Here is a 22,977-nt window from a genome sequence, read left to right on the forward strand (position 1 = left end):
CACTTGCCTGTGACATGCTGTCTCACTTAATGTAAGTGTGACACGAGGTAATAGGTACCTTCAGTACGAGCAAGGGGGCTCGGTGATGGCGGACACGCTTGGCGTCACCCCGCGCGAGAAGGTCGCGCAGCGGTTGCTTGGTGGCTCGGTGAAACGGTCCTACGACCCGGTCGTCGACATGGATTGGGACGCGCCACTCGATCCGGACAAGTTTTTCCTCCCCGCGGAGGTCGTATCGCTCTACGGCACGCCGATGTGGCAGCGGATGACACACCAGCAGCGCCAGGAACTGTCCCGCCAGGAGTTGGCGAACGTGCTCAGCGTCGGTATCTGGTTCGAGAACATCCTGAACCGCATGCTGCTGCGTGACCTGATCGACGAGGACCCGACCAGCAAGCACGCCCACTACACGCTGACCGAGATGGGCGACGAGTGCAGGCACATGGTGATGTTCGGCCGGGTGATCGATCGGGTGGGCGCCAAGCCGTATTGGCCGAAGGGGCTCGACGCGGTCTTCGTGAAGGCCTTGCCGTTCTTCCTGCGCAGGTCGATGGTGTGGACCGGGGCGCTGCTCGGCGAGGAGATCTTCGACGCGCTGCAGCGCCGCATCATGGCCGACCCCGACCTGCAGCCGCTGGTCGCCCGGCTCATGCGCATCCACGTCACCGAGGAGGCTCGCCACATTCGCTTCGCGAGGGAAGCCATCGCCCGAGACGCCGACACGCTGCCCGCATGGGAACGCCAGTACACCCGGACACTCACCGCGATCGCCGCACCCCTCTTCGCGGACATGTTCACCAATCGACACATGTACGCGCGCGCCGGGCTCGACGGGCGCGAAGCCAAACGTCAGGCGATGGCCAACCCGCACTTCCGCCAAGCCCGCCAAACCGGCGCGGCCGGGCTGGCCACGTTCCTGGACGACGCCGGCCTGATGGGACGGCTCACCAAGGCGTCATGGCGGCGGTGGGGATTCCTGGCATGAGCGAGGACTACCGTGGCCCCGCCACTCTGACCCGCGGCGACACTCACATTCCCGTGACCGTCGTACTCGCAGGCCACCGGGAACCCCTCGACGGCAAGTACCACTGGTACGGCCGGGTCAACGCCGACGCGCGGGTGCGGTCGCTCAAGGAATCGGGACACTCGGACGTGACCGTGACGCTGCCCGACGGCGACCCCACGCCAGCCCGGCTCGCCGAGGTCGACCCGTGGGGGCACGTGCGCATCACCGGCGTCGGCGCGCCGCCGTTCCCACTGGAGACGCTGGAAGACATCGAAGGTCCGCTCGACGCCTGATCGCGCAACGGTTCTCACCCCCGCTTGCGCTCCCGGAACGCGGCGGCTTTGACCCGATTCTGGCAGGCGGTGGAGCAGAACCGACGCGTGCCGTTGCGGGAGGTGTCGACGAATACCCGGTCGCACGCCAAGGCGGTGCACACGCCGAGGCGGTCGTACACCGGGTTGCCGAGCACGACGGCGAGACCGGTCGCCATGGATGCCGCACAGTTGCGCGCCCACGCGTCGTCGATGGCGTGAAAGTGCAGGTGCCACGGCTCGTCGTCGTGCCGGGCAAGCACGGGTGCCGCGCGCGTCTCCCACAGCAATGCGTTGGTGCGCTCACAGGCGTCGTCCATGTTCCCAGCGTCGACGGCAACGAAGACCGCATAGAGCCGCGCGGCGTAGTCCGCCAACTGGTCGATCTCGGCCTCGGTCGGAACGTGGTGCGGCCGGGAACTGCGGGGGCTCAGCAACCGCCGCAGCTCGTCGCGAGGCTCCGTCACACGGTATTCGCGGCCGCGCGCATGGCCGGGGACCAGCAGGTTAACCACCGCGACGGCGGTCGCGACCACATCGCTTGTGTGACTGTCAAAATTCACTTGGCCAGTTACTCCTCTGGGTGTAGCTTCGTCACTGTTAAATATATATATATATATGACAGTGACGGAGGGGTCATGGCTTACCAGTCCAACGCACCGACCGTACCCAGCGACGTCGCCGCGACCTGGCTGCGCCGCTGGGACACGCAGCAGGAACGCTATATCGCCGACCGGGAGGAACGATTCGCCGTGATCTGCGACATCGTTGACACCGTCCTCGCGGACGAGGCCGAACCGGTCGTCGTCGATCTCGGCTGCGGGCCCGGCTCCCTGGCCGCGCGATTGCACGAACGACGGCCCGCGGCCCGCATCATCGGCGTTGATTCCGATCCACTGCTGCTCGCCCTGGCGCGCTCGCACTACGGCGACGTCGCGGACTGGGTCGACGCCGACCTCGCAGGGACGACGTGGCACGACCACCTGCCGCCGACCATCCACGCCGCCGTGTCCACCACGGCCCTGCACTGGCTCGCACCCGAACAGCTCGCCAAGCTGTACCGCACGCTCGGCAGCCTGATCACACCCGGCGGTGTCTTCGTCAACGGCGACCACCTCGGGCTGAGCGACCAGCGGATGCACACGCTCGCCAGGACCCTGCGTGACCGGAGGGCCAACCGCGTTGGCGTACAGGACAACGAGGAGTGGCGCGCATGGTGGAACACCATCCTCGCCGATCAGCACTTCGCCGATGTCGCCCGCGACCGCGCGCGCCGGTTCGTGCCCGAGCGAGGCACGACGTCCGAGGTGAGCGACGACTCGCACAGCCACGGCAACAACGGCGTCACCCTCGACGAGCACATCGATCTGTTACGCAACGCCGGATTCAGCAGCGTGTCACCCCTTTGGCAGATCGGCGACGATCACGTACTGACCGCCGTGCGGTAAGCGGGACCCTCGCTCACGGAATCCGCTTCGCCTCGCAAAGGAATGCCATCGGCCTGCGGCCGATCCTGGTCAGCACCACGCTTAGCTCGCTAGATCCGCGCGGCTTCAGCCTGGGCCGCAGCGCGTTCGGGTCGACGTCGAGGCCGCGCACCAGGATCTCCACTCGCCCGACGTCGAGTTCCCGCAGCCGCGTGCGCAGCTCCTTCTCCCGGTACGGCCCGAACTCCAGCACGTGGAACGCGCGGACGCCGGGCGGCGGCTCGTCACCAGTCAGGTAGGCGATGCGCTCATCGAGTTGCCACAGGCCGTGGCGCGCCGCGTAGTGACGCACCAATCCGGCACGCACGACAGCACCGTCGGGGTCGATGAGCCACTCCCCCGGCTCACCGACGTCGCAGTCGTCCGGCTCGGCGTCGGTGATGCTCCACGCCTCACCCGTGCTGCGCAGTACGGTCGCCTGACGTCTCGCCGTTGCCACGGAACCGGCCCACAGGCACGCCTCCCGCACCTGGCCGTCCAGCGATACGACCTCGAACTCGTCGGCCCACGGGGCGGCCTCCGGGTCGAGGCCCGGCGCGCATTTCACCGCGAGGTCGCGTCCTCGATACGCATCCGCGAGCGCGTCGAGCGGTGGCTGAAAGTCGTCCGGCCGCCAGCGCCTGCGGCCCCGTGCGTCACGGCGGGCGGGGTCGGCGACCACGACGGTGTCGCGGGTGACCGGACGCAACGCGTCCGCACGCACCAGCGCGGGCGCGACGTCCGCGCATTCGCAGTTGTGCCGTGCCATGGCGAGCCGAACATCGTCGAGGTCGGAGCCGACACACCGCCTGGCAGTCGCCGCGATGGGCACGAGGTCCGCACCGATGGAGCACGTGACGTCGTGCACGTCGCGCCCGGCGAGCCGCCGCGCGCGGTGCCGTGCGACGGCGGTGGGGCTCGCCTGCTGGAGCGCATCGTCGGTGAACAGCCAGTCATCCACCGCGTCCAGTTTGGATGCGGCCTTGCGCCGTAGCAGCACGATTTCCAGTACAGCGGCCGCGCGGTCCTCGCCGACCAACTCCCGGGCGCGCCGGACGTCGCGCAGCCGACTCGCGTCGGTCAGCGCCAGATCGGCACACGCCGCGACGGCGTCCGCACCCTCGGCCGAGCGCAGGAACGCGACGTCGTCCACGGTGAAGGCATACCCCACGCGGCAGACGCTACCGGGCAGGTACCGGTCGAGCAGGGCGCGGCCCGGCGTATGGGGTCAGCCGTTGGCCACCGCGGAGGGTATCGGCCTGCGAGCGGACAACACCGCACCGCTCGACGGGCTGATCGACTACCTCAGGGACGCGCGACTCCTGCTGATGATCGACAACTGTGAGCATCTCGTCGATGCCTGCGCCGGTGCCATCGCGGACAGATTCCTCGCCCCGGATACGTCCGGTTTCGATGGTCATACCGGGTGCCTAGTGGTGCCGCCTCCGAGCGATCAGCCCTGCAGGCCTGCTAGCATTGACTGCAATGTATGCATTAGGAGGTGACACGTGGCTACCCTGACGATTCGGGATTTCGACGACGACCTCAAAGCGGAGCTGCGTGTCCGTGCGGCGCGGCATGGGCACTCCATGGAGGCCGAGGTGCGCGCGATTCTGCGTACCGCCCTGATCAGGCAGCGGTCCGGCGACGGACTCGCGAGTCGGATCCGGCAACGGTTCGCCGACGTCCCCGACACATCGATCGACGTTCCATCACGGACCGAACCCGCCCGCGCCGCGGACTTGCCCGAATGATCGTCCTCGATACAAACGTGGTATTCGAGCTAATGCGCCAGGAGCCGAACGTCGCGGTCGTCGACTGGGTCGATCAGCTTCCGTTAGAAACGGCGTTTATCACCGCCGTGACCGCAGCCGAACTGCGCTACGGGGTCGCGCGACTACCGGATGGCACCCGCAAGAAGGTGCTCACCACGAAGGTCGATGAGCTGATCGCTGACGACTTCGACGACCAGGTCCTGCCGTTCGATACCGATGCGGCCTCCTACTATGCGGATATCGCCGCCTTCCGCGAACGGCAAGGACATCCGATCAGCATGGCGGACGCACAGATCGCGGCGATCTCCCGACTGTACGACGCTCGGTTGGCCACCCGGAACGTCAAGGCCTTCGACGATACCGGTATCCCGGTGACCAACCCCTGGGACGTTCCGCCCGACCGGCCGTGAGCGTCAGGGGGTGACCCAGTCGTGGCCCCAGTACTGCGCGTCGACACCGCTGGCCAGCAGGGCGTCAAGCAGCGGCGTATCGCGGGGCCAGGCGTGGGTCTCGGCGTCACCTCGGCCGATGCGCAGTCGGTATCCACATCGGACACCGGTACGTCCCCGGTTCCCTCGAACGGGTCGCGCGAGAGCGACACGAACCTCTCGACGTGCACCCGCGCCGTCCCCCGCTCATGCGGCGCGATCGACAGCGAATAGCGTCGGCGGGAACAACACCGTTGGCCAGGTTCTCGCCGACCTCGGCATCCGATCGGTGCGTTTGCTCAGCAACAATCCAGCGAAGGAAGCGGAGCTGACGACATCCAGCATATCGGTGCTGGAGCGGATCCCGCTACCGCCGGTGCGGACCGAACACAATGTCCGTACCTCCGCGCCAAGCGCGACCGGCTTCGGTATGACTTCGACGACCTTCACCCATCGCTCGACACGGTCACCATGCTGTCCAAAAGGTACGACACCCGCACATCGAACTGGACACGCCCGCAGCACCACGCACGGTCATGACGCCGGTGCCCCGCCCGCGCGTCGAGTCGATCAACTTGCCCTAGGCTGTGACCGCGAAAACCGGATAAAACAGACGCGGCGTGGTCGCAATGCAGGGTAAGTTGATCGACTCGGCGCAACTCGGGCCGACTCGTATCCGGTGCTGATCCTGCTCTTCGGTCTCGGCGCCGCGCCGAAGATCGTGCTGGTCTCGCTGGAGTGCCTGTATCCGATGGCGCTCGGCGCGTACGTCGGCGCGCGCTCGGTCACCAAGACGCAGCTCTGGCTGGCCCGCAACGTCGGCGCGAGCTGGTCTCGCACCCTGCGCGATGTGATCGTGCCCGCCGCACTGCCGTCGATGCTGACCGGGCTCCGCGCGGCGGCGCCGGTGATGCTGATCGTGATCGTGGTGACCGAGATGATCGGCGAGAACCGGGGTCTCGGCTACATGATCATGCTGGCCAGGGCGAACTTCGAGCCGGACGGCGTGCTCGCCGTCGTCGCCGTTCTCGCGGTGCTCGGCTTCGCCTTCGACCGAGCGGTCGTGCTGCTCAGCAGTGTGCTGGTGTTCTGGGAGCGCGACGTCCGGGTCTGAACGGTCGTGAGTCGGTCACAGTTGATCAACAGCGTCGAGAGCCGGGCAGCGCCAGCGCGCCTCCAGCACCCCTGCCTACAGCGACACCGGCCCCGGTGGCTTCGTGCCGGTGATCATCACGTTGTAGAACACCGAACGCGGCAGCACCCGGGACAGCACGCGCTTGTCCAGTGCGGACAACCGCAGCCACGCCTTATACGCGAACAGTCGCCACGCGGGTGTCAGCTTCTCGTCCGGTACCGCGGCCTCGAAGGTCCGTACCGGCCAGCCGAACAGCGCGGCCGCGAACTCCTCCGTCACCGCGCGGACGTCGACCGCGCCCGCCCCGAGCGCCGTCCGCTCCAGCTCAGCCGGGTCAAACGTGTGCAGGTCGACGACGGCCTCCAACGCGGCGGCACGCGAGGACTCGTCCAACTCCTGCTGCGGACGTCGCCAGCCACGCAACGCGGGCAACCGAGTCAGGTTCGTTGTCGCCCACCAGGTCAGCTGACCGAGCTTGCGCGCGTAGGCGTCGCCGATCCGGGTCGGCTCACCGCAGAACACGAACCGCCCACCCGGCTTGAGCACCCGCAGCACCTCGCGGAACGCGGTCCGCAGGTCGGGGATGTGGTGCAGCACCGCGTGCCCGATGACCAGGTCGAAGCTGTCGTCGTCGTAAGGCAGGCGTTCCGCGTCGGCGACCCTGCCATCGACGTCGAGGCCGAGGTGTTCGGCGTTGCGCAGCGCGGCCCGCACCATGCCCGGCGAGAGATCGGTGACCGATCCCTTCTTGATCACCCCGCCCTGCATCAGGTTGAGCAGGAAGAACCCGGTGCCGCTACCCAGCTCCATCGCCGTCTCGTACGGTGTGTCCTCCACACCAGCCGCGGCGCGGAAGACGTCGACGGCGTAGGTGATGCAGCGCTCGTCGTACGAGATCGACCACTTCTCGTCGTAGGTGCCCGCCTCCCAGTCGTGGTAGAGCACGTTCGCGAGCTTCGGGTCGTCGTAAGCGGCCCGCACCTCGTCCTCGGTGGCATGTGGGTGCGGCGCCGGGTCGGGCGCCGCGGGATCGATCACTTCGGTCACGGCGTCGCTCACTTTCCGGTGAAGGTCGCCTTGCCGGGACCGTTTTCAATGAACGAGCGCATGCCCTCGGTCCTGTCCTCGGTGGCGAACAGCCCGGCGAACAAGTGGCTTTCCAGCTTGAGTCCGCTGGCGAGGTCGTTGTCCAGCCCGCCGTCGATGGCTGCCTTCGCCGCCGCGAGTGCCCGGCTCGCCCCGCCGACGAACTGCTCGGCCCAACCACGGGCGGCACGGTAGACGTCGTCCGGCGCGACGACCTCGTCAACGATGCCGAGCGAGAGCGCCTCGTCCGGCTTGACGAACCGGCCGGTGTAGACCAAGTCCTTGGCCTTGCTCGGGCCGATGAGACGCGCGAGCCGCTGCGTGCCGCCCGCACCCGGGATGATGCCGAGCAAGATCTCCGGCTGGCCGACCTTGACGTTGTCGCCGATGATGCGGCGGTCGGCGGCCAGCGCGAGTTCGAGGCCGCCGCCGAGCGCGTAGCCGGTGATGGCGGCGACCGTCGGCTTCGGAATCTCGGCGACCGACGACAGCGATGAGCTGAGGCCGGGCGCGCGGTCGAGCATGTCGGCGTAGGACATCGCGGCGAACTCCTTGACGTCCGCACCACCGGCGAACGTCTTCTCGCCGCCGTAGATGATGACCGCGGCCACGTCGTCCCGCTCGGTCGCCTCGTGGGCCGCCGCGCGGATCTCCTCTTGCATCTGCTTGTTGAGCGCGTTCACCGGGGGCCGGTCCAGCCGGATCGTGCCAATACCGGCCTCGACCTCAAAGCGTACGAACTCTGCCACGCGCTTCCTCCTCATCTCCGCGGCCACGGACGCCGTGCCCGAATGCTACTCGTGAGTATGTTCGGCGCTGCGACAGGCCATGCCGCAGTCTCAGGCCAACCTACCGTGCCGCGCTATCACCGGCGGCGCGCGAAGAACCGGTCACCCGAGCGTTCCAGGACCAGCTGCTGGTCGAACGTCTCAGACAGGCTCTCGCTGCTGAGCACGTCCTCGATCAGGCCGCTGGCGACCTCCTCGCCGTCGCGCAACAACAGCACATGGGTGAAGCCGGGCGGGATCTCCTCGACATGGTGAGTGACCAGCACGGTCGCGGGCGCGTCCGGATCCATGGCGAGCACCGACAGCCGGGCAACCAGGTCCTCGCGGCCACCGAGGTCGAGCCCGGCGGCAGGTTCGTCGAGCAGCAGCATCTCCGGGTCGGTCATCAACGAGCGGGCGATTAGCGCGCGCTTGCGCTCGCCCTCGGAGAGGGTGCCGAACTTGCGGTCGGCCAGCGCGGCGATGCCCAACCCGCCGAGCAGTTCTTCCGCCCGATCGTGGTCGATCTCGTCATAGTGCTCACGCCACCGGCCCATCACCGCGTATCCGGCACTGAGCACGACGTCGCGGGCGGTCTCGTCCGGCGGCACCCGGTTTGCCAACGCCGCGGAGGTGAATCCGATCCTCGGCCGCAGTTCGAAGACGTTGGTCTTCCCGAGCTGTTCCCCAAGCAGGTGCACCGAGCCGGAGGTCGGATGCAGTTCGGCCGCCGCGATGCGTAGGAGCGTGGTCTTACCCGCACCGTTCGCGCCGAGGACGACCCACCGCTCATCCAGCTCGACCGACCAGGTGAGCTTGCTGAGCAGTTGGTTCTGTCCGCGCCGCACCACGACGTCGTCCATGTGCACGACGAGGTCTTCCAGCACGAGCGGCGACGATTCGGCGGTCTCGGGGGCGTCCGATGTCGATCGATCGGGGGTCACCGCGCCATTCTGTCCTAGCTGCCGCTCCACGCCCGTACCCGGCTCACCTAGCTCATCGAACGGCTTGCGCCACTGCTCAAGCATCTGCATCGCTGAGCGCGCCCACCCCATCGGCCGTCATCACCTCGCCGTCATTCGTCCGGCAGCGCGGGGAACTGGGTCACAAGGCCAACCACGAGTTGGCCAGCCTTCCCGAGCGCTGTCGTCGATTACCACGGTCCGCCACCATGACATCACCCACACCGGTCGCATGCGGCACCGGCCCTGGCACTGTGACCACCGTACCGGCATTCTCGCGCGACCCACAGCCGCTACTGCAACACGACCTTGCCCAGCTCAGCGGGGCTCGCGAGCAAATCGTGACGCGGCAGCACCCGCACGGTGTAACCGAGTGCCCCCGCATGGGGCAATGGCACCTCGGCGGCGAAGGCCCCGTTCGATTCGTGCCGCATCGACACCGTCACGACGTCGTGGAGGTCGTCGGTGTCACCGACCTTGCCGAGCACCGCCTGGACGTCGACCTCGCTTGGCGACAACCCCGCCAGCCCCACTGTCGCCGTCACCCGCACCGGAGCGCCGACTACCCACTCGCCCTTGCCATCGGTGTCGACGGCGCTGAGCGACGAATCGCTCACCCTGACGTGTTGCCATGCTTCGTCCAACCGGGCACGGTAGTCCGCCAACTCGCGCGCACCCCGGTAGCCGTCGGCCGACGTCGCCGCGACCGACGCGGCAGCGGGCAGGTAGTAGCGCTCGACGTACTCACGCAGCATCCGCGACGTCTGAACGCTCGGCCCGAGCGTGGCGAGTGTGTGCCAGACCATCGACAACCAGCCTTTCGGCACGCCGTCACCGTCTCGGTCGTAGAACAGCGGCGCGACCTGCTGCGTCATCAACTCGTACAGCGCGGCTGCCTCGAGATCGTCGCGGCGCAGCGGGTCCTTGATGCCGTCCGCTGTCGGTATCGCCCAGCCGTTGCTGCCGTCGTAGTAGTACTCCCACCAGCCATCCTTGATGGACAGGTTGAGCCCGCCGTTCAGTGCCGACTTCATGCCTGAGGTGCCGCAGGCCTCCAACGGCCGGGTCGGGTTGTTCAGCCAGACGTCGCAGCCCCAGTACAGGTAGCGCGCCAGCGACATGTCGTAGTCCGGCAGGAACACGATCCGATGCCGGACATCGGGGTCATCGGCGAACCGCACGATCTGCTGGATCAACGCCTTGCCACCCTCGTCGGCCGGGTGCGACTTGCCCGCGACGACGACCTGCACCGGCCTGCGCTCATCCAGCAGGATGCGCCGCAGCCGCTCGGGGTCGCGCAGCATCAGCGTGAGCCGCTTGTAGGTCGGCACGCGGCGGGCGAAACCCACCGTGAGGACGTCAGGGTCGAACACCCGCTCGGTCCAGCCCAGCTCAAGCGCCGACGCGCCCCGCTGCAGCCAAGAGTCCCGCAGCCTGCGTCGCACCTCGGTGATCAGCCGTTGCCGCAGCTCGCGGCGCACCCGCCACAGGTCGGCGTCGGTGACGTCGTCGTCGGCGAGCAGGTCGCTCATCTCGCGCGCGGTCCAGGTCGGCCCGTGCACGCCGTTGGTGACCGAGCGCAGCGGGATCTCGTCCTCCGAGAAGCCGGGCCACAACCGCGCGAACATCCGCCGCGACACCGCACCGTGCAGCCGCGAGACGGCGTTGGCGCGCTGCGCGAGCCGCAGCCCCATGTGCGCCATGTTGAACAGGCCTGGGTTGTCCTCCGCGCCGAGTTCGAGCACCCGCTCGACGTCGATGCCGGGCACGAGCCTGCCGTCACCGAAGTAACGGCGCATCTTCTCGACCGGGAACCGGTCGATCCCGGCGGGCACCGGGGTGTGGGTGGTGAACACGGTGCCCGCCCGCACCGCCGAGACCGCCTCGTCGAACGACAACCCGGCCTCGGCCACCAGCTCCCGCGCCCGCTCGACACCGAGGAACCCGGCGTGTCCCTCGTTGGTGTGGAAGACCTCGGGACGCGGGTGACCGGACAGTGCGCAGTACCGGCGCACGGCTCGCACGCCGCCGATCCCCGCGAGCAGTTCCTGCCGGATGCGGTGGTCGGTGTCGCCGCCGTAGAGCCGGTCGGTGACCGAGCGCAGGTCCTCGTCGTTCTCCTCGATGTCGGTATCGAGCAGCAGTAGCGGCGCCCTGCCGACGGTGGCCTGCCACACCTGCGCGAGCAAGTCGCGCCCACACGGCATGGCGACGTCGACCAGCACCGGCTCGCCATCCTCGTCCTCCAGCCGGGACAGCGGTAGCCCGCTGGGGTCGATCACCGGGTAGTGCTCGACCTGCCAACCGTCGATCGACAGCGACTGCCTGAAGTACCCCGCGCGATACAGCAGCCCGACACCGATGACAGGAACGCCCAGGTCGGAGGCGGATTTCAGGTGGTCGGCGGCCAGCACGCCGAGCCCGCCAGAGTAGTTCGGCAACGCCTCGGTGACGCCGAACTCCATAGAGAAGTAGGCGATGCCGCGTGGCAGCGGCGTGCCGTCAGCGCTGTTGCCGTCCTGCTGGGCGAGCTGTTGATACCAGCGGGGCTCGGTAAGGTAGCGATGCAGTTCCTCGCTGGCCGCCCTGGTACGGGCGATGAAGTCCTCGTCGTCGGCCAACTCGTCCAGCCGCGCCGGTGTGACGCCGGTCAGGATGCGTAACGGGTCGCCGCCGACCTCGGCGGCTAGGTCCGGGTCCATGGCCTTGAACAGTTCTCTGGTCTCCGGGTGCCATGTCCAGCGCAGGTTGGTCGCCAGCTCGGTCAGACCCGCCAGCGGTTGGGGTACACGGGCGCGCACGGTGAACCGTCGGACTGCCTTCATGTCTGGAGAGTATCGGCACCCGGGTGACGCATGGTCGTGATCCGGCCGCGTGCCATTCCACCGGGCGCGGCGGACGGACACCGCGAGCGGCACAGACCACGCGCGGGCGTCTCGGTTGCTCGGTAGGGTTCGGCCAGTCGGCGCCGAGGAAACGGCCTGGCTGGGGGCCGAGGAAACGGCCTGGCTGGGGGCCGAGGAGGAGTGGATCACAGGATGTTTCCCGCACGCAGCGCGATAGCGGCGGTCGCGGCGGCGCTAACGCTGGCCACGATCACGGGGTGCGAGCAGGCGACCGAGGGGCAGGCCATACCTCTCGACGTCACCAAGGTCGGTGGCTTCGACGTCACCCACTTCGAGAGCGGGCTTAAACCGGACGCGCCCGCGCCGGACGTCACGGTGGAGAACGCGTCGAGCGACGAGGTCGACACACTGGCGACCGCCACCATCGCCGACCTCAACGACTACTGGGGCGAGACGTTGCCCGCCGACTTCGGCATGGAGTTCGAGCCGGTCAGCAGGCTGATCTCGTATGACTCCAGCACGGACGCCATCCCGACGCCGTGCGGCACGCTGAACCAGCCGAACGCCTTCTTCTGTGAGCGCGGCGACATCGTGGCGTGGGACAGGGGCGTACTGCTGCGGGGCATGATGGCGAAGTTCGGCCGGTTGGCGCCGGTGACCGTCATGGCGCACGAGTACGGCCACGCGGTGCAGCACCGGCTCGGCGACAAGGCGGGCATCACCGCGGGAACGACGTCGATCGTGAAGGAACTCCAGGCGGACTGCTTCACCGGGTCCTACCTACGCTGGGTGGTCGCGGACAACAGCGCGTACCTGCGCGTCTCCACCGCAGAGGGCCTGAACGCCTCGCTCAGCTCGCTGTACTTCGTGCGGGACGCGCCAGGGATGCTGCACGGCGAGCAGGGTGCGCACGGCACGTCGTTCGACCGCGCCTATGCCTTCCAGGAGGGCTTCGAGCGGGGGCCGACCACATGCGCGGGGTACGACAAGGCGCTGGTCGAGGAGCGGACGACGCAGCAGGAGTTCAGCGAGCAGGACACCAACCAGGGCGATCTGCCGGTCACACCGGACAACGTGGCACTGATCAAGGAAAGCCTCGACGCGGCGTTCGGCGGCACCGGTAGCGCAGAGATCGTCGCCGATGGCGGCTGCGACCACAGCGGTCGCGCCGCGGTCTACTGCGCTGGCGAGCGGACCGTGGTGCTCAACGTGGCGGAGCTGACGCGGATCGCGCGACCGCTCGACATCGCGGCCGAACGGCAGGGCAAGGCCTCTCCTGGCAAGGGCGACTTCGCGGCGTGGGCATCGATCGCATCCCGGTACGTCCTGTCGGTGCAGCAGACCGAAGGGCTGCCGCTGGACGGGCCGCTGACCGGGCTCCGCACCGCATGCCTCGTCGGTTCGTGGGCCGGGGCCGCTAACCAGCCTCGCCAGGTCGACAAGGTCGTCCGGCTCTCACCGGGCGACGTCGACGAGGCGGTGCTTGAGATGCTACAGCCGAACAGCTTGATCGCCTCTGACGTCGATGGCAACTCCGTGCCCAGCGGGTTCCTGCGCATCGAGGCGTTCCGCGTCGGCTATAACAACGGTCCGGACACCTGCACCACGCGCTACAGCTAGCACCGATCGGGTGCGGGTGGTGGCGCCCGCACCCGATCGGTCGGAGCGGACTCAGAACAGCGCGCTGGCCAGGTCCCGCCGTGCCTTGATCACACGTTCGTCGGCCGGGTCGAACAGCTCGAACAGCTCGACGAGGTGGTTGCGCAGCTCGTCCTTGGTGTCACCAGCGTTGACGCGGATGGCCGCGATCAGTCGGGCGAACGCGTCTTCTGGTCGCTGCCGCGCGACCTCGACATCGGCGGCGGCCATAGCGGCCTTCGGGTCGGCAGGGTCGGCGTTCGACGTCTCGATGACAGCGGGGTCGATCGAGTCGGTCCTCGCGGCGAAGCGCACCTGGTTCAGCGCGGCCTGGGCCTCGGTGTTGGCCGGCTCCTCGTGGAGGATGCGCTGGTAGGCGGCCTCGGCCTCGGCGAAGTCACCCCGCTCGAACGCGGCCTCCGCCTCGGTGAACCGGGGGTCCTCCGGCTCCTCGACCTCGGCCTGTCCGCCCGCTTCCTCGGCGGCCTTGATACCAGGCAGCTTGTCCCGTAGCGCGTCGAGCAGCGAGGTCAGCCACTTGCGGATCTCCGGCTCCGGCAGCGCGCCGGAGAACGCGTCGACCGGTTGGCCCCCAGCGATGGCGACGACCGTCGGGATGGACTGCGCCCCGAACAACTGCGCGATGCGCGGGTTCGCGTCGACGTCGACCTTGGCGAGCACCCAGGCGCCGTTGGCCTCGTTGGCCAGCTTGTCGAGGAGCGGGCCGAGCTGCTTGCACGGCCCGCACCACTCCGCCCACAGGTCGACGACGACGAGCTGCTGCATGGAGCGCTCGACGACGTCGGACTGGAAGCTCGACTCCGTGACGTCGATGACGGCACCACCGGCGCTTGGCGACCCTGCCTGCTGCCCGCCGCTTGCCGCTTGCTGCTGGGAGGCTGCTTCCGCCCGCTGCTTGAGTCCGGACAGGTCGACCGCGCCCGCGAGCGACGCCGACGCCGCGGGTGAGGGTTGTGCTGATTGCGCACCTGATCTCGGTGCTGATCCGGGTGGTTGTGTCACGCCACCATCCTGGCACGAAACGCCAAGACGCTCACCATGACCCGAGTCTTGGATCCAGTGAACCATTACACCTCACGGCCAGTCGCCGTCGAACCGACGGCGGTGGTGTTGGTAGCTTCACCGCCATGAATGATCCGCTGCCGTTCGACCCCATCGCCCGCGCCGCGGAACTGTGGGAGGAACGCATCGGACCCGCGCGAACCATGGCCGCCGCCACGGGCATCATGCGCGTGCAGCAGATTATCCAGTCCGCGGTGGACGGCGCGCTCAAGCCGCACAAGCTCACCTTCGCCAGGTTCGAGGCGCTGGTGCTGCTGACCTTCGCCCGGCGTGGCAGTCTGCCGATGCGGGTCATGGGAGAACGGCTGCAGCTGCACCCCACCAGCGTCACCAACATCGTCGACCGGCTGGAGGCGGACAGCCTGGTCACCCGGCTACCGCACCCGACGGATCGACGCACCACGCTGGTCGAGATCACCCAGGCCGGTCGGGACCGTTGCGCTTTGGCGACGAAGGCGGTCACCGACATCGACTTCGGCCTGAGCGGACTGACCGGTAGGCAAACCGATCAACTCATCGAGTTGCTGACCAGGGTGCGGAAAGCCACCGGCGACTTCGAGTGATCAGGCGGGCGCCCCCTCGCGGCCGCGCGGCAGGTACAGCGCGACACCCGCGTGCCGGTCGATCTCCGGGCCGTCGAACTTGCCGGAGCGCAGCGCCCACAGCTCAAACCACCAAGTGCACAGCGGGGGCACGCTCGCGACGAGCGCGAGCAGCAGCGTCTTGCCGTCCCAACCGAAGATCCGGTGCAGGGCCAGCGTCGTCACGACGTAGGCCACGAACAGGATGCCGTGCACCATTCCGATGACGGGCACGCCGCCCTCACCGAACTCGATCACGTACTTGACGAACATGCCCGCGAGCAGCGCTGCCCAGGACAGTGCCTCGGCGACTGCGATGATCCGGAACACCGTTGCGGCCTTGCCAACCACGATTTCCTCCAGACACACGAAAAGGCGGTTCTCGCTCACTGAGTGGGGATGTGGGCTCAGCGCTGAACCCGCCAACAGCGGCCTGTCGTGCCGCTCCGGTATTCATTCTGAAGCGTGACGGTGGTCACCGGGACACTGGGCATATGAATGACGCGCAGCAGCGGCCGAAAGCCGAACCCTTGTCCCCGAACCAGCCGCCGCACTTCTACCGAGGCGGCGCCGCGATCGCCGCGTTCCGGGGTCTTCCGGTATTGGACGACCACCGGCCCGAGGACTGGGTCGCGTCCGCGACGGCGCGGTTCGGTACAGCGGGCACGGGACTGAGCGTGCTCGCGGAGGGTACCCGCCTCGCGGACGCGGTTCGAGGCGATCCATACGGCTGGCTGGGCGGCGAGCACGTCGCCCGGTTCGGGCACAGCACCGCGTTGCTGGTCAAACTCCTCGACGCCGGACAGCGACTTCCGGTGCACTGCCATCCTTCGGACGACTTCGCGCGCACGCACCTCAGCGCGGCCTGTGGCAAGACCGAGGCATGGCTGGTGCTGGGCACCACAGGTGAGCGGCCGAGGGTCTGGGCGGGGTTTCGCGACGACGTCGACGAGGCGATGGCGTACCGCTGGGTGTCCGAGCAGGACGGTGCCGCGCTGCTCGGCGCGCTCAATGAGATCCCGGTGCGCACGGGCGACGCGTTGGTCATCCCCGCCGGGCTGCCGCACGCCATCGGTGAGGGTGTGTTCGTGCTCGAACTCCAGCAGCCGAGCGACCTGTCACTGACATTGGAGTGGCTGGACTTCTTGGACACCGCCGAGCAGGCGCACCTCGGTATCGGCTTCGAGCGGGCACTCGCGGCGCTGGACCGTTCCGCCTGGGACAACGATCGGCTCGCGACGCTGCTCACCCGCCGCGAGTCCGGGTCGCTGCTGGCCGACGCGGCGGACGACTTCTTCCGCGCTGACCGTCTGTCGGGTGGTGCGACCGTGGAGCCGGGCTTCGCCGTGATCGTCGTGCTGGGCGGCAGCGGTACGCTGCACACCGATAACGGCGCACCCCTGCCGCTGGCTCGGGGCACCACCGTCGTCGTCCCGCACGCTGCCGGACCGGCACGACTCAGTGGACTCGATGGGGCGCTCGACGTGATCGCGTGTCGGCCCCCTACGGTGCCCAATCCGGGCGAAACGGTGTCATGACTGACGCTCGCCAGTTACGTTAACGCCACGCCCCGTGCGGCTGTCGAGAGAACGGAGAGGTGCCCGCGACGTGTCCACCGGCAACGGGCCACGCGCCCTGACTCGTCGCACCCTCCTGCGCGGGGCGGCGGCGACCGGGGTCGTCACGCTGGCCGGCTGCGGGCCGGACGAGGCGAGTACTAGCTTCCAGGCAGCGCAGCGAACCGGCACGATCAAGGTCGGCTTCGCCAACGAGGCGCCATACGGATTCCTCGACGAGACCGGCAGGCTCACCGGCGAGGCGCCCGAGGTGGCGCGAGCGGTGCTGCGCGACTACGGCATCACGAAACTGGAAGGTGTCCTGGCCGACTTCCGCCAGCTCATCCCTGGACTCAAAGCGGGTCGCTACGCCTTTGTCGCGGCTGGCATGTTCATCAACCCGTCGCGGTGCGCCGATGCGGCGTTCCCCATCCCGGATTACCAAGTGGAGTCGGCGTTCCTGGTGCCAGAAGGCAATCCGAAGGGCATCACTCGGTTCCAGGACATCCCCGGCAAGGACGTCCTCATCGCGGTACTCACCGGCGGGGTCGAGCTCGGCTACGCGGTCGAGGCCGGTGTACCGGAGGAGCAGATCGTGACGCTGGGCGACCAGGACAGCGTGTTCCGCGCGGTGCGAGACGGTCGCGTGTACGGCGCGGCCACGCTCGACACGACGGCGGCGTGGCTGTTGGAACAGAACCCGGGTTCAGGCTTGGCGAAGAGCGAACCGTTCCTGCTCGGCTCGACGCCGGGTATCGGCGCGTTCACCTTTCCACGCGGCGCGACGGATTTCGTCGCGGCGTTCAACACCGGACTGCGAAGGCTCAAGGAATCCGGTGAATGGCTACGTATCGTGAAACCGTTCGGATTCAGCGAGCGGAACGTGCCCCCGCCGGATGTCACCACCGAGCAGCTGTGCGGTGACGCATGACCGAGCAGGACACCGCCACGGCTGACGGCGCGCCCGAAGCTCCTGGTGCGATCGGGGCCGGCACCGTGATCGAGGACGTCGCCGAGCGCGCGGAGCGACCGTCCACACGGGGAATGCGCCGTAAAGATTTGCTGCGCAGCACGCCGGGCCAGTGGGGTGTGCTGCTGGTGGCGCTGGTCATCGCTGGGTTGATCGTCGGGCTGGTGACGTCGCTGAGCGTGCGGTCCCGGCAGCAGACACTGGCTGACCTCGCCACGTCATCCGGGCAACTGCGAGTGGCTGCCGCCGAGTTCCACCGGTCGCTGTCCACGGCGGACACCGCGGCCGCGGCGGCGTTCCTCGCGCGAGACCAGAACCGGGCGACCGACCGGGTGCGCTACGAGACCGCGTATGAGGCGGCGATCAGCGAGGCGCAGTCCGCGCTCGCGACGCTGGTCGCTTCGCGCGACGAAGATTCTGACCCCGGGCGGCGCAACCTGCTCGGCACGTTGCCAGGGCGGCTGTCGGAGTACACGGTGCTGATCGAGACGGCCAGGGCGTACAACCGCCAGGGTGAGCCGGTCGCGTCGACGTACCAGCTACTCGCCGCCGATGCGATGCGCGCACACCTGCTACCCGCCGCCCGGGAGTTGCACCAAGCCACACGGGCGCGTGTGGCCGACAAGCAACTGTCGGCGATGTCGTTTCCGGTGCTGGAGTTGGTGCTGATCGGGTTGTTGCTTGGTGCGCTGGTCGGCGCGCAGGTGTGGTTGCGGCGGCGCACCAACCGTCTGATCAACGTCGGGCTGGTGGCGGCGACCGCCGCGGCTGCCGCGATGCTCGTATGGACGATGGCGGGCGCGGTGACGGCGGGCGCACATGCCGAGCGCTCGGCCGAGGAAGGCACCCAGGTTGGCGATGCACTGACCGACGCGCGCATCACCGCGCTCGCCGCCCGCGGCAACGAGGCACTGTTACTGGTTTCGGCCCGCGACGATCACGACACCAGCCGCTATCAGCAACGGTTCATCGACCTGCGAGAGCGACTGGTGGGGTCGGGCGCCGACGACTCCGGCACGGGTGATCCCAACGCCGGCGACTCGGCGCGCTCGGGCGGAGAACTCGCCTTGGCGAAAGCGGCTACCGACGACGCGGAGATCCGGGATCAGATCGACAAGGCCGCTGCCGCCGCCGACGTCTGGTTGAACCAACATGACGTCATCTTGAGCGCCGCGGGCGCTGCCCAAGCCGGTGCCGTCGAGGCGCTGCTTGGGTCACCGGGCGCGGGATCGTTCACCACCGTCGACGACGCACTCGGGGCCGCCGTCGACGACGTCCGCCACGACATCAACGACGAGATCACCGCGGCCCGCTCTGCGATGACCGCCATGACGACCGGCGTCATAACCCTGAGCGGGTTCATCGCACTCGCCGCCGGAGCCGGCGTCTGGCAGCGCCTCCGCGAATACCGCTGACACTGTGTCCGACGTTCCGGACGCCGTTTTTCGCGCACATTTCAATTCCCTCGGCCACATCGTCAAGCAGTTGGGAATTCGGTAACGGTCGTTGCGTAACGCGCGCCGTTGACATGGCGAAGTCGGGGAGTAACTCGATCCGTTTCAACCCTATGGAGTTGTATGTCTAAGTTCGGAGCCGCCCTTGCGGCCGTCGCACTGGCAGCGGGAACGTCCCTAACGCTCACAGCGCCCGCGCTCGCGCAGCAGGACTACAATTGCTCTGACTTCGAGACGCAAGAAGAGGCACAAGAAGAGTACGAGAAGGATAAGAGCGATCCCCACGGCCTCGATGGTGACGGCGACGGTGTCGCTTGCGAGTCACTGCCGTCCGGCGAGGGATCTGGCGACGACCAGCAGCCATCCGATGGCCACCAGGACGGCCAAGATGATGGCGGCAACCAAGGCGGCCAGGCCAGCGGCGACCAGTATGACTGCTCTGACTTCGCCACCCAAGAGGAAGCCCAGGCGGAGTACGAAAAGGATCCAAGTGATCCGTCCAACCTGGACGGGGACAACGACGGCGTCGCATGCGAGTCGCTGCCTGCGGGCGGCGGATCTGGCGATGGCCAACAGCAACCGGCGGACGACGGCCAAGGAGACCAATCGACCAACACCGGAGGCCAGGTCGAACAGGTTCCGCAGGGTGGCGTCGAAACCGGTGGTGGCGCCGACAGCGACGGCATTTACCTGCTCGGCGGCGGACTGGTGCTCGCCGCGGCGGGCGGAACGGCCCTGGTCGCACGCCGCGCTCACCGGGGGGCAACCCAGCGGTGACGCGTAATCACGTCGAGCACGGCAACCCCCGCCGAGCACTGTTCACAGCGCTGACGGGGGTTGCGCTCGTGCTGGCCACGAGTGCCACAGGCTGCGGTACACCCGAGGAACCCGCCACACCACATACTCCGGCTACCAGCGAGGCTCGCGCCGCACAACCAACGAAGAACGAGCCAACGGCTAGCACACCGAAGCGGGACGTCGCCCCGATGTCCCCTGCCGAACCCGTCGACCTAGCGATCCCATCGCTGGACGTGACCGCCCCAATCATGGACCTCGGTCTGCAGTCAGACGGGTCGTTGGAAGTGCCGCCCGGCGCGGACCAAGCCGGGTGGTACACGGGCGCACCAACGCCAGGGGAACTCGGCCCCGCGATCATCGCCGCACACGTCAATTGGGACGGCGAAGACGGTCCGTTCGCCCGGCTGCACGAGCTGACGCCGGGAAGCCGTGTCGTGGTTTCCCGCGCGGATGGCACGCGCGCGGTGTTCGCGGTCAAACGTGTGGAGCAGTACCCCAAAGCGCGCTTCCCTACCGAGCGCGTATATGGCGACATCGACCACGCTGGATTGCGACTGATCACCTGTGGCGGGGAGTTCGACAGCGCAGCTGACAGCTACGAGGACAACATCATCGCCTTCGCACGCCTCGTCGCGCCAGAGCGATAAGACGTACCGGACGTCTCGGCCGACGCTGAGTTCCCACGGTCCTCCGGTCTCAAGCTCGTCCGCTGAGCTAAGGCGAGCGCGCCCGTGCGGGCACGATCCGCAGTCCGCCATCAACCGCGACAAGCGCGATGTCACCACTGATGTCAGTGCGCACGACGGCCGCTCCCCCGCTACGCAACTCGTCGATCAGCATGGTGTTCGGGTGACCGTATCGGTTCCTCGCGCCAACGCTGATCACGGCGACAGTGGGATCCACGACGTCCAGGAATCTTGGCAGTGTGGAGCTGCTTCCGTGGTGCGGCACCTTGAGCACATCGGCACGCAGATCTTCCCCCGCTGCCAGTAAATCCGCCTGCGCGGCGAGTTCGACGTCGCCCGTGAGCAACACGCTTCCCGCAGAAGTCTCGGCCTTGAGCACCACCGACGCGTTGTTGACCTCCGTACCGTCCGCGTCCGGGTCGGGCGGTGGCACGTACCGGGGGCCAAGCACCCGTAGTCGCAGGCTCGGCCAAGTCAGCCGCTGGCCCGCCGACAGCTCCAACACCGTGACGTCAAACCGGCGCCCCGTCGCCACGACCTGCCGCCATGCCCAGTCCGGTGTGCGGCCTTCTCCGACGGCTATGGCTCCCACCGCACGTCCATCGAGCACGGCAGCCAAGCCACCGATGTGGTCGGCGTGCAGGTGGCTCAGGACCACCATCGGTACTCGTTCGACATCCAGCCGATCGAGGCACCGGTCGATATCGCCGAGTTCAGTACCGGCGTCGACCACGACCGCGCTGCCACGCTCTCCCGTCGACAGCACAAGGCCGTCGCCCTGGCCAACGTCGCAGGCCACGAACACCCATCGCGGTGGTGGCCAGCCCGGCATCACGACGAACACCGGGATCGCGACGATGGCGACTCCCACCGACCCGGCGGTGAGCACTGTCAGTAACAGGCGGGAACGCACCGCCACAAGGACGCCGATACACATGAACGCGGCGACGAGCCCGCCCCACCAACCGTCCGGCCATCCGATCACGGCGCCAGGCACGCTCGCGGCTTCCCGGGCGACGAGCACGAGCCAACTCACCAGAGGGCCTGCCAGCCACACCGCTGCCTCCGCCAACGCGGGCGCGACCATCGCGCACCCGGCCGCCACCACACCGAGCACGGTGGCGGGAGCGACAACAGGTGTCGCCAGCACATTGGCCGCCACCGTTACCAAGCTGACTTCCCCTGACGTCCCCGCGATGATCGGCGTGGTCGCGACGAACGCCGCCAACGGAACCGCGATACCTTCGGCTACACCCGCGGGCACACCACGACGTCGCGCCGCCGCGACCCACGTCGGCGCGAGCAGGACCAGCGCCGCCGTCGCCACCACGGACAGGGCGAATCCGATACTGACAGCCATCGCGGGATCGGCCAGCACCAATACGATCACGCTGAACGCCAAGGCAGGCAGCGCCGACCGATTCCTCCCGAGCGCGAGAGCGAGCAGCCCGACCGCGCCCATCACGCCCGCCCGCGACACGCTCGGCTCGGATCCGACCAGAATCACGTACCCCAGCAATACCGCTCCACCGATCACGGCCGATGCCCTCGGCCCAATGCGCAGCAGGCGCAGCAACACGAACGCCGCACCGACCACGATCACGACGTTGGATCCGGATACCGCCGTCAGGTGAGACATGCCCGCATCGAGGAACTCCTCCTCCACCCGCAGCGGCAACGCCGAGGTGTCTCCGACGACCAGCCCGGGCAACAAGCCCGCCTCGTCGGGATCGAGCACACCCGCGGACACCGCTCGCAAGGCATGGCGCATCGACCGGGCGGCGCGCTGCCACCACGGCGCCGATGTCACCCGCGTGGGTTCGGCGCGTACGCGCAATACCGCTACCAGTAGCTCGCCGGACGACGCTGGCGCCAGTGTCCCGGTGGCTCGTAGCCGCTGTCCTGGCACCAACCCCGACCAACCTTCCCCTGACGCGATCAGCAGCACTCGGCCCGTACTCGCGACAGGCTCTCCTTCCACTACGGCCCGCTCGACATCGGCGTGAAGCACGACCCGGCCGCCGCCGGAAGGCTCTCCCGCGTACCCCGCCGCGCGGATGGCGCGAGCCCGACTGGTCAGCGCGACGTCCAGCACCGCCTCACCACCGCTGGCGGCGACGGTACGCAGCGGATCATGCTCAGCGCCGTGGAGAACCAGCGTCACCGGCACCGCGCACAGCACGCCCACCACCCCGAGCGCGGCGGCACCGTGGCGTCGACCGAATCCCGAACGCCGCACGGCGGGGAGCACGGACGTCGCGAGCACGCCTCCGCCACACAGCGCCGCCAACCACCACGTACCTAGCAACCCGAGGAGCCCGGCGAGCCACACGGTCATGGCGGCGGGTACCAGCCGGAAGTCGTGCCGCGCGCGGTCGGCCAGCACCGAGGTCATCGGGGGTGTGGCGGACAGGGACCGTCTCGTGGCA

General features: G+C 68.3%; 23 protein-coding genes and 1 pseudogene. 15 read left to right on the top strand and 9 right to left on the bottom strand.

What is annotated here, in order from left to right; all coding sequences use genetic code 11:
• Nucleotides 1-85: 85 nt before the first annotated feature.
• Together ACFQGD_RS23150 and ACFQGD_RS23155 are read left to right on the top strand one after the other, a co-directional pair.
• A complete protein-coding gene (locus tag ACFQGD_RS23150) occupies nucleotides 86-985 on the top strand; it encodes an AurF N-oxygenase family protein (protein WP_345394123.1) in 900 nt (299 codons plus the stop codon).
• Nucleotides 982-1,299 carry a DUF4873 domain-containing protein gene (locus ACFQGD_RS23155; RefSeq protein WP_345394126.1) on the top strand — a complete coding sequence of 106 codons (318 nt, stop codon included), beginning with the start codon at nucleotides 982-984 and terminating at the stop codon, nucleotides 1,297-1,299. Before ACFQGD_RS23150 ends, ACFQGD_RS23155 begins: the two co-directional genes overlap by 4 nt.
• Before the next feature lie 14 nt (nucleotides 1,300-1,313).
• Here ACFQGD_RS23155 and ACFQGD_RS23160 read toward each other — a convergent pair whose 3' ends face one another.
• On the bottom strand, nucleotides 1,314-1,880 hold the full coding sequence (locus ACFQGD_RS23160) for a CGNR zinc finger domain-containing protein (protein ID WP_345394129.1): 567 nt from the start codon (nucleotides 1,878-1,880) through the stop codon (nucleotides 1,314-1,316).
• 75 nt (nucleotides 1,881-1,955) lie between these two features.
• On the opposite strand from ACFQGD_RS23160, the gene ACFQGD_RS23165 reads away from it, so the two are divergent.
• Complete coding sequence (locus tag ACFQGD_RS23165) at nucleotides 1,956-2,765, top strand: class I SAM-dependent methyltransferase (protein WP_345394132.1); 810 nt, start codon at nucleotides 1,956-1,958, stop codon at nucleotides 2,763-2,765.
• A gap of 13 nt (nucleotides 2,766-2,778) precedes the next feature.
• Here the strand turns inward: ACFQGD_RS23165 and ACFQGD_RS23170 are convergent, their stop codons facing one another.
• On the bottom strand, nucleotides 2,779-3,954 hold the full coding sequence (locus ACFQGD_RS23170; protein WP_345394135.1) for a THUMP-like domain-containing protein: 1,176 nt from the start codon (nucleotides 3,952-3,954) through the stop codon (nucleotides 2,779-2,781).
• Nucleotides 3,955-4,291: 337 nt separating this feature from the next.
• Here ACFQGD_RS23170 and ACFQGD_RS23175 point away from each other — a divergent pair, with 337 nt between their 5' ends.
• The 5 genes and pseudogenes from ACFQGD_RS23175 to ACFQGD_RS23195 all read left to right on the top strand — a co-directional run bounded on the left by ACFQGD_RS23175 (nucleotide 4,292) and on the right by ACFQGD_RS23195 (nucleotide 6,100).
• Nucleotides 4,292-4,537, top strand: a complete 246-nt coding sequence (locus ACFQGD_RS23175; RefSeq protein ID WP_345394141.1) for a FitA-like ribbon-helix-helix domain-containing protein — start codon at nucleotides 4,292-4,294, stop codon at nucleotides 4,535-4,537.
• Nucleotides 4,534-4,968, top strand: coding sequence for a type II toxin-antitoxin system VapC family toxin (locus tag ACFQGD_RS23180; RefSeq protein WP_345394144.1), 435 nt, complete (start codon nucleotides 4,534-4,536; stop codon nucleotides 4,966-4,968). Before ACFQGD_RS23175 ends, ACFQGD_RS23180 begins: the two co-directional genes overlap by 4 nt.
• A gap of 21 nt (nucleotides 4,969-4,989) precedes the next feature.
• Nucleotides 4,990-5,220 carry a hypothetical protein gene (locus tag ACFQGD_RS23185; protein WP_345394147.1) on the top strand — a complete coding sequence of 77 codons (231 nt, stop codon included), beginning with the start codon at nucleotides 4,990-4,992 and terminating at the stop codon, nucleotides 5,218-5,220.
• 28 nt (nucleotides 5,221-5,248) lie between these two features.
• A pseudogene (locus ACFQGD_RS23190) lies at nucleotides 5,249-5,626 on the top strand (hypothetical protein); the annotation flags it as partial.
• Between the two features lie 39 nt (nucleotides 5,627-5,665).
• A complete protein-coding gene (locus ACFQGD_RS23195; protein ID WP_345394150.1) occupies nucleotides 5,666-6,100 on the top strand; it encodes an ABC transporter permease in 435 nt (144 codons plus the stop codon).
• A 75-nt stretch (nucleotides 6,101-6,175) separates the two neighbouring features.
• Here the strand turns inward: ACFQGD_RS23195 and ACFQGD_RS23200 are convergent, their stop codons facing one another.
• The 4 genes from ACFQGD_RS23200 to glgP all read right to left on the bottom strand — a co-directional run bounded on the left by ACFQGD_RS23200 (nucleotide 6,176) and on the right by glgP (nucleotide 11,761).
• The gene (locus ACFQGD_RS23200; RefSeq protein ID WP_345394153.1) at nucleotides 6,176-7,168 is read right to left on the bottom strand and encodes a class I SAM-dependent methyltransferase; all 993 of its coding nucleotides are present in this window, start codon (nucleotides 7,166-7,168) and stop codon (nucleotides 6,176-6,178) included.
• 8 nt (nucleotides 7,169-7,176) lie between these two features.
• Complete coding sequence (locus ACFQGD_RS23205) at nucleotides 7,177-7,956, bottom strand: enoyl-CoA hydratase/isomerase family protein (protein ID WP_345394156.1); 780 nt, start codon at nucleotides 7,954-7,956, stop codon at nucleotides 7,177-7,179.
• A 116-nt stretch (nucleotides 7,957-8,072) separates the two neighbouring features.
• Nucleotides 8,073-8,837 (bottom strand): ABC transporter ATP-binding protein, encoded by a 765-nt coding sequence (locus tag ACFQGD_RS23210; protein ID WP_345394405.1) that lies wholly within the window; start codon nucleotides 8,835-8,837, stop codon nucleotides 8,073-8,075.
• A 392-nt stretch (nucleotides 8,838-9,229) separates the two neighbouring features.
• On the bottom strand, nucleotides 9,230-11,761 hold the full coding sequence (glgP, locus tag ACFQGD_RS23215) for an alpha-glucan family phosphorylase (protein WP_345394159.1): 2,532 nt from the start codon (nucleotides 11,759-11,761) through the stop codon (nucleotides 9,230-9,232).
• A gap of 213 nt (nucleotides 11,762-11,974) precedes the next feature.
• Between glgP and ACFQGD_RS23220 the strand changes: the two genes are divergently transcribed.
• Nucleotides 11,975-13,402, top strand: a complete 1,428-nt coding sequence (locus ACFQGD_RS23220) for a neutral zinc metallopeptidase (RefSeq protein WP_345394162.1) — start codon at nucleotides 11,975-11,977, stop codon at nucleotides 13,400-13,402.
• Nucleotides 13,403-13,453: 51 nt separating this feature from the next.
• Here ACFQGD_RS23220 and ACFQGD_RS23225 read toward each other — a convergent pair whose 3' ends face one another.
• Nucleotides 13,454-14,443, bottom strand: a complete 990-nt coding sequence (locus tag ACFQGD_RS23225) for a tetratricopeptide repeat protein (protein ID WP_345394164.1) — start codon at nucleotides 14,441-14,443, stop codon at nucleotides 13,454-13,456.
• A 125-nt stretch (nucleotides 14,444-14,568) separates the two neighbouring features.
• On the opposite strand from ACFQGD_RS23225, the gene ACFQGD_RS23230 reads away from it, so the two are divergent.
• Entirely contained in the window at nucleotides 14,569-15,066 is a 498-nt protein-coding gene (locus ACFQGD_RS23230) for a MarR family winged helix-turn-helix transcriptional regulator (RefSeq protein WP_345394167.1), read from the top strand.
• Here ACFQGD_RS23230 and ACFQGD_RS23235 read toward each other — a convergent pair whose 3' ends face one another.
• A complete protein-coding gene (locus ACFQGD_RS23235; RefSeq protein ID WP_345394408.1) occupies nucleotides 15,067-15,435 on the bottom strand; it encodes a DUF3817 domain-containing protein in 369 nt (122 codons plus the stop codon).
• Between the two features lie 143 nt (nucleotides 15,436-15,578).
• On the opposite strand from ACFQGD_RS23235, the gene ACFQGD_RS23240 reads away from it, so the two are divergent.
• The 5 genes from ACFQGD_RS23240 (at nucleotide 15,579) to ACFQGD_RS23260 (ending at nucleotide 20,509) form a co-directional block, all read left to right on the top strand.
• Entirely contained in the window at nucleotides 15,579-16,622 is a 1,044-nt protein-coding gene (locus tag ACFQGD_RS23240) for a class I mannose-6-phosphate isomerase (protein WP_345394170.1), read from the top strand.
• Between the two features lie 70 nt (nucleotides 16,623-16,692).
• The gene (ehuB, locus tag ACFQGD_RS23245; protein WP_345394173.1) at nucleotides 16,693-17,571 is read left to right on the top strand and encodes an ectoine/hydroxyectoine ABC transporter substrate-binding protein EhuB; all 879 of its coding nucleotides are present in this window, start codon (nucleotides 16,693-16,695) and stop codon (nucleotides 17,569-17,571) included.
• Nucleotides 17,568-19,025 (top strand): hypothetical protein, encoded by a 1,458-nt coding sequence (locus ACFQGD_RS23250; RefSeq protein WP_345394176.1) that lies wholly within the window; start codon nucleotides 17,568-17,570, stop codon nucleotides 19,023-19,025. Before ehuB ends, ACFQGD_RS23250 begins: the two co-directional genes overlap by 4 nt.
• 162 nt (nucleotides 19,026-19,187) lie before the next feature.
• Nucleotides 19,188-19,841, top strand: a complete 654-nt coding sequence (locus ACFQGD_RS23255; protein ID WP_345394179.1) for an excalibur calcium-binding domain-containing protein — start codon at nucleotides 19,188-19,190, stop codon at nucleotides 19,839-19,841.
• A 209-nt stretch (nucleotides 19,842-20,050) separates the two neighbouring features.
• On the top strand, nucleotides 20,051-20,509 hold the full coding sequence (locus ACFQGD_RS23260; RefSeq protein ID WP_345394411.1) for a class F sortase: 459 nt from the start codon (nucleotides 20,051-20,053) through the stop codon (nucleotides 20,507-20,509).
• A gap of 67 nt (nucleotides 20,510-20,576) precedes the next feature.
• Here the strand turns inward: ACFQGD_RS23260 and ACFQGD_RS23265 are convergent, their stop codons facing one another.
• Nucleotides 20,577-22,943 carry a DNA internalization-related competence protein ComEC/Rec2 gene (locus tag ACFQGD_RS23265; RefSeq protein ID WP_345394182.1) on the bottom strand — a complete coding sequence of 789 codons (2,367 nt, stop codon included), beginning with the start codon at nucleotides 22,941-22,943 and terminating at the stop codon, nucleotides 20,577-20,579.
• Nucleotides 22,944-22,977: the final 34 nt, after the last annotated feature.

Source organism: Haloechinothrix salitolerans (assembly GCF_042662605.1).
In the GTDB taxonomy this organism is placed as follows: domain Bacteria; phylum Actinomycetota; class Actinomycetes; order Mycobacteriales; family Pseudonocardiaceae; genus Haloechinothrix_A; species Haloechinothrix_A salitolerans.

Excerpts from the sequence above, each read along its gene's own strand:
- ACFQGD_RS23150 (WP_345394123.1), top strand. The coding sequence starts at position 86 with ATGGCGGACACGCTTGGCGTCACCCCGCGCGAGAAGGTCGCGCAGCGG.
- ACFQGD_RS23155 (WP_345394126.1), top strand. The coding sequence starts at position 982 with ATGAGCGAGGACTACCGTGGCCCCGCCACTCTGACCCGCGGCGACACT.
- ACFQGD_RS23165 (WP_345394132.1), top strand. The coding sequence starts at position 1,956 with ATGGCTTACCAGTCCAACGCACCGACCGTACCCAGCGACGTCGCCGCG.
- ACFQGD_RS23180 (WP_345394144.1), top strand. The coding sequence starts at position 4,534 with ATGATCGTCCTCGATACAAACGTGGTATTCGAGCTAATGCGCCAGGAG.
- ACFQGD_RS23210 (WP_345394405.1), bottom strand. The coding sequence starts at position 8,837 with ATGGACGACGTCGTGGTGCGGCGCGGACAGAACCAACTGCTCAGCAAG.
- glgP (WP_345394159.1), bottom strand. The coding sequence starts at position 11,761 with ATGAAGGCAGTCCGACGGTTCACCGTGCGCGCCCGTGTACCCCAACCG.
- ACFQGD_RS23220 (WP_345394162.1), top strand. The coding sequence starts at position 11,975 with ATGTTTCCCGCACGCAGCGCGATAGCGGCGGTCGCGGCGGCGCTAACG.
- ACFQGD_RS23230 (WP_345394167.1), top strand. The coding sequence starts at position 14,569 with ATGAATGATCCGCTGCCGTTCGACCCCATCGCCCGCGCCGCGGAACTG.
- ACFQGD_RS23240 (WP_345394170.1), top strand. The coding sequence starts at position 15,579 with ATGAATGACGCGCAGCAGCGGCCGAAAGCCGAACCCTTGTCCCCGAAC.
- ACFQGD_RS23250 (WP_345394176.1), top strand. The coding sequence starts at position 17,568 with ATGACCGAGCAGGACACCGCCACGGCTGACGGCGCGCCCGAAGCTCCT.
- ACFQGD_RS23255 (WP_345394179.1), top strand. The coding sequence starts at position 19,188 with ATGTCTAAGTTCGGAGCCGCCCTTGCGGCCGTCGCACTGGCAGCGGGA.
- ACFQGD_RS23260 (WP_345394411.1), top strand. The coding sequence starts at position 20,051 with ATGTCCCCTGCCGAACCCGTCGACCTAGCGATCCCATCGCTGGACGTG.
- ACFQGD_RS23265 (WP_345394182.1), bottom strand. The coding sequence starts at position 22,943 with ATGACCTCGGTGCTGGCCGACCGCGCGCGGCACGACTTCCGGCTGGTA.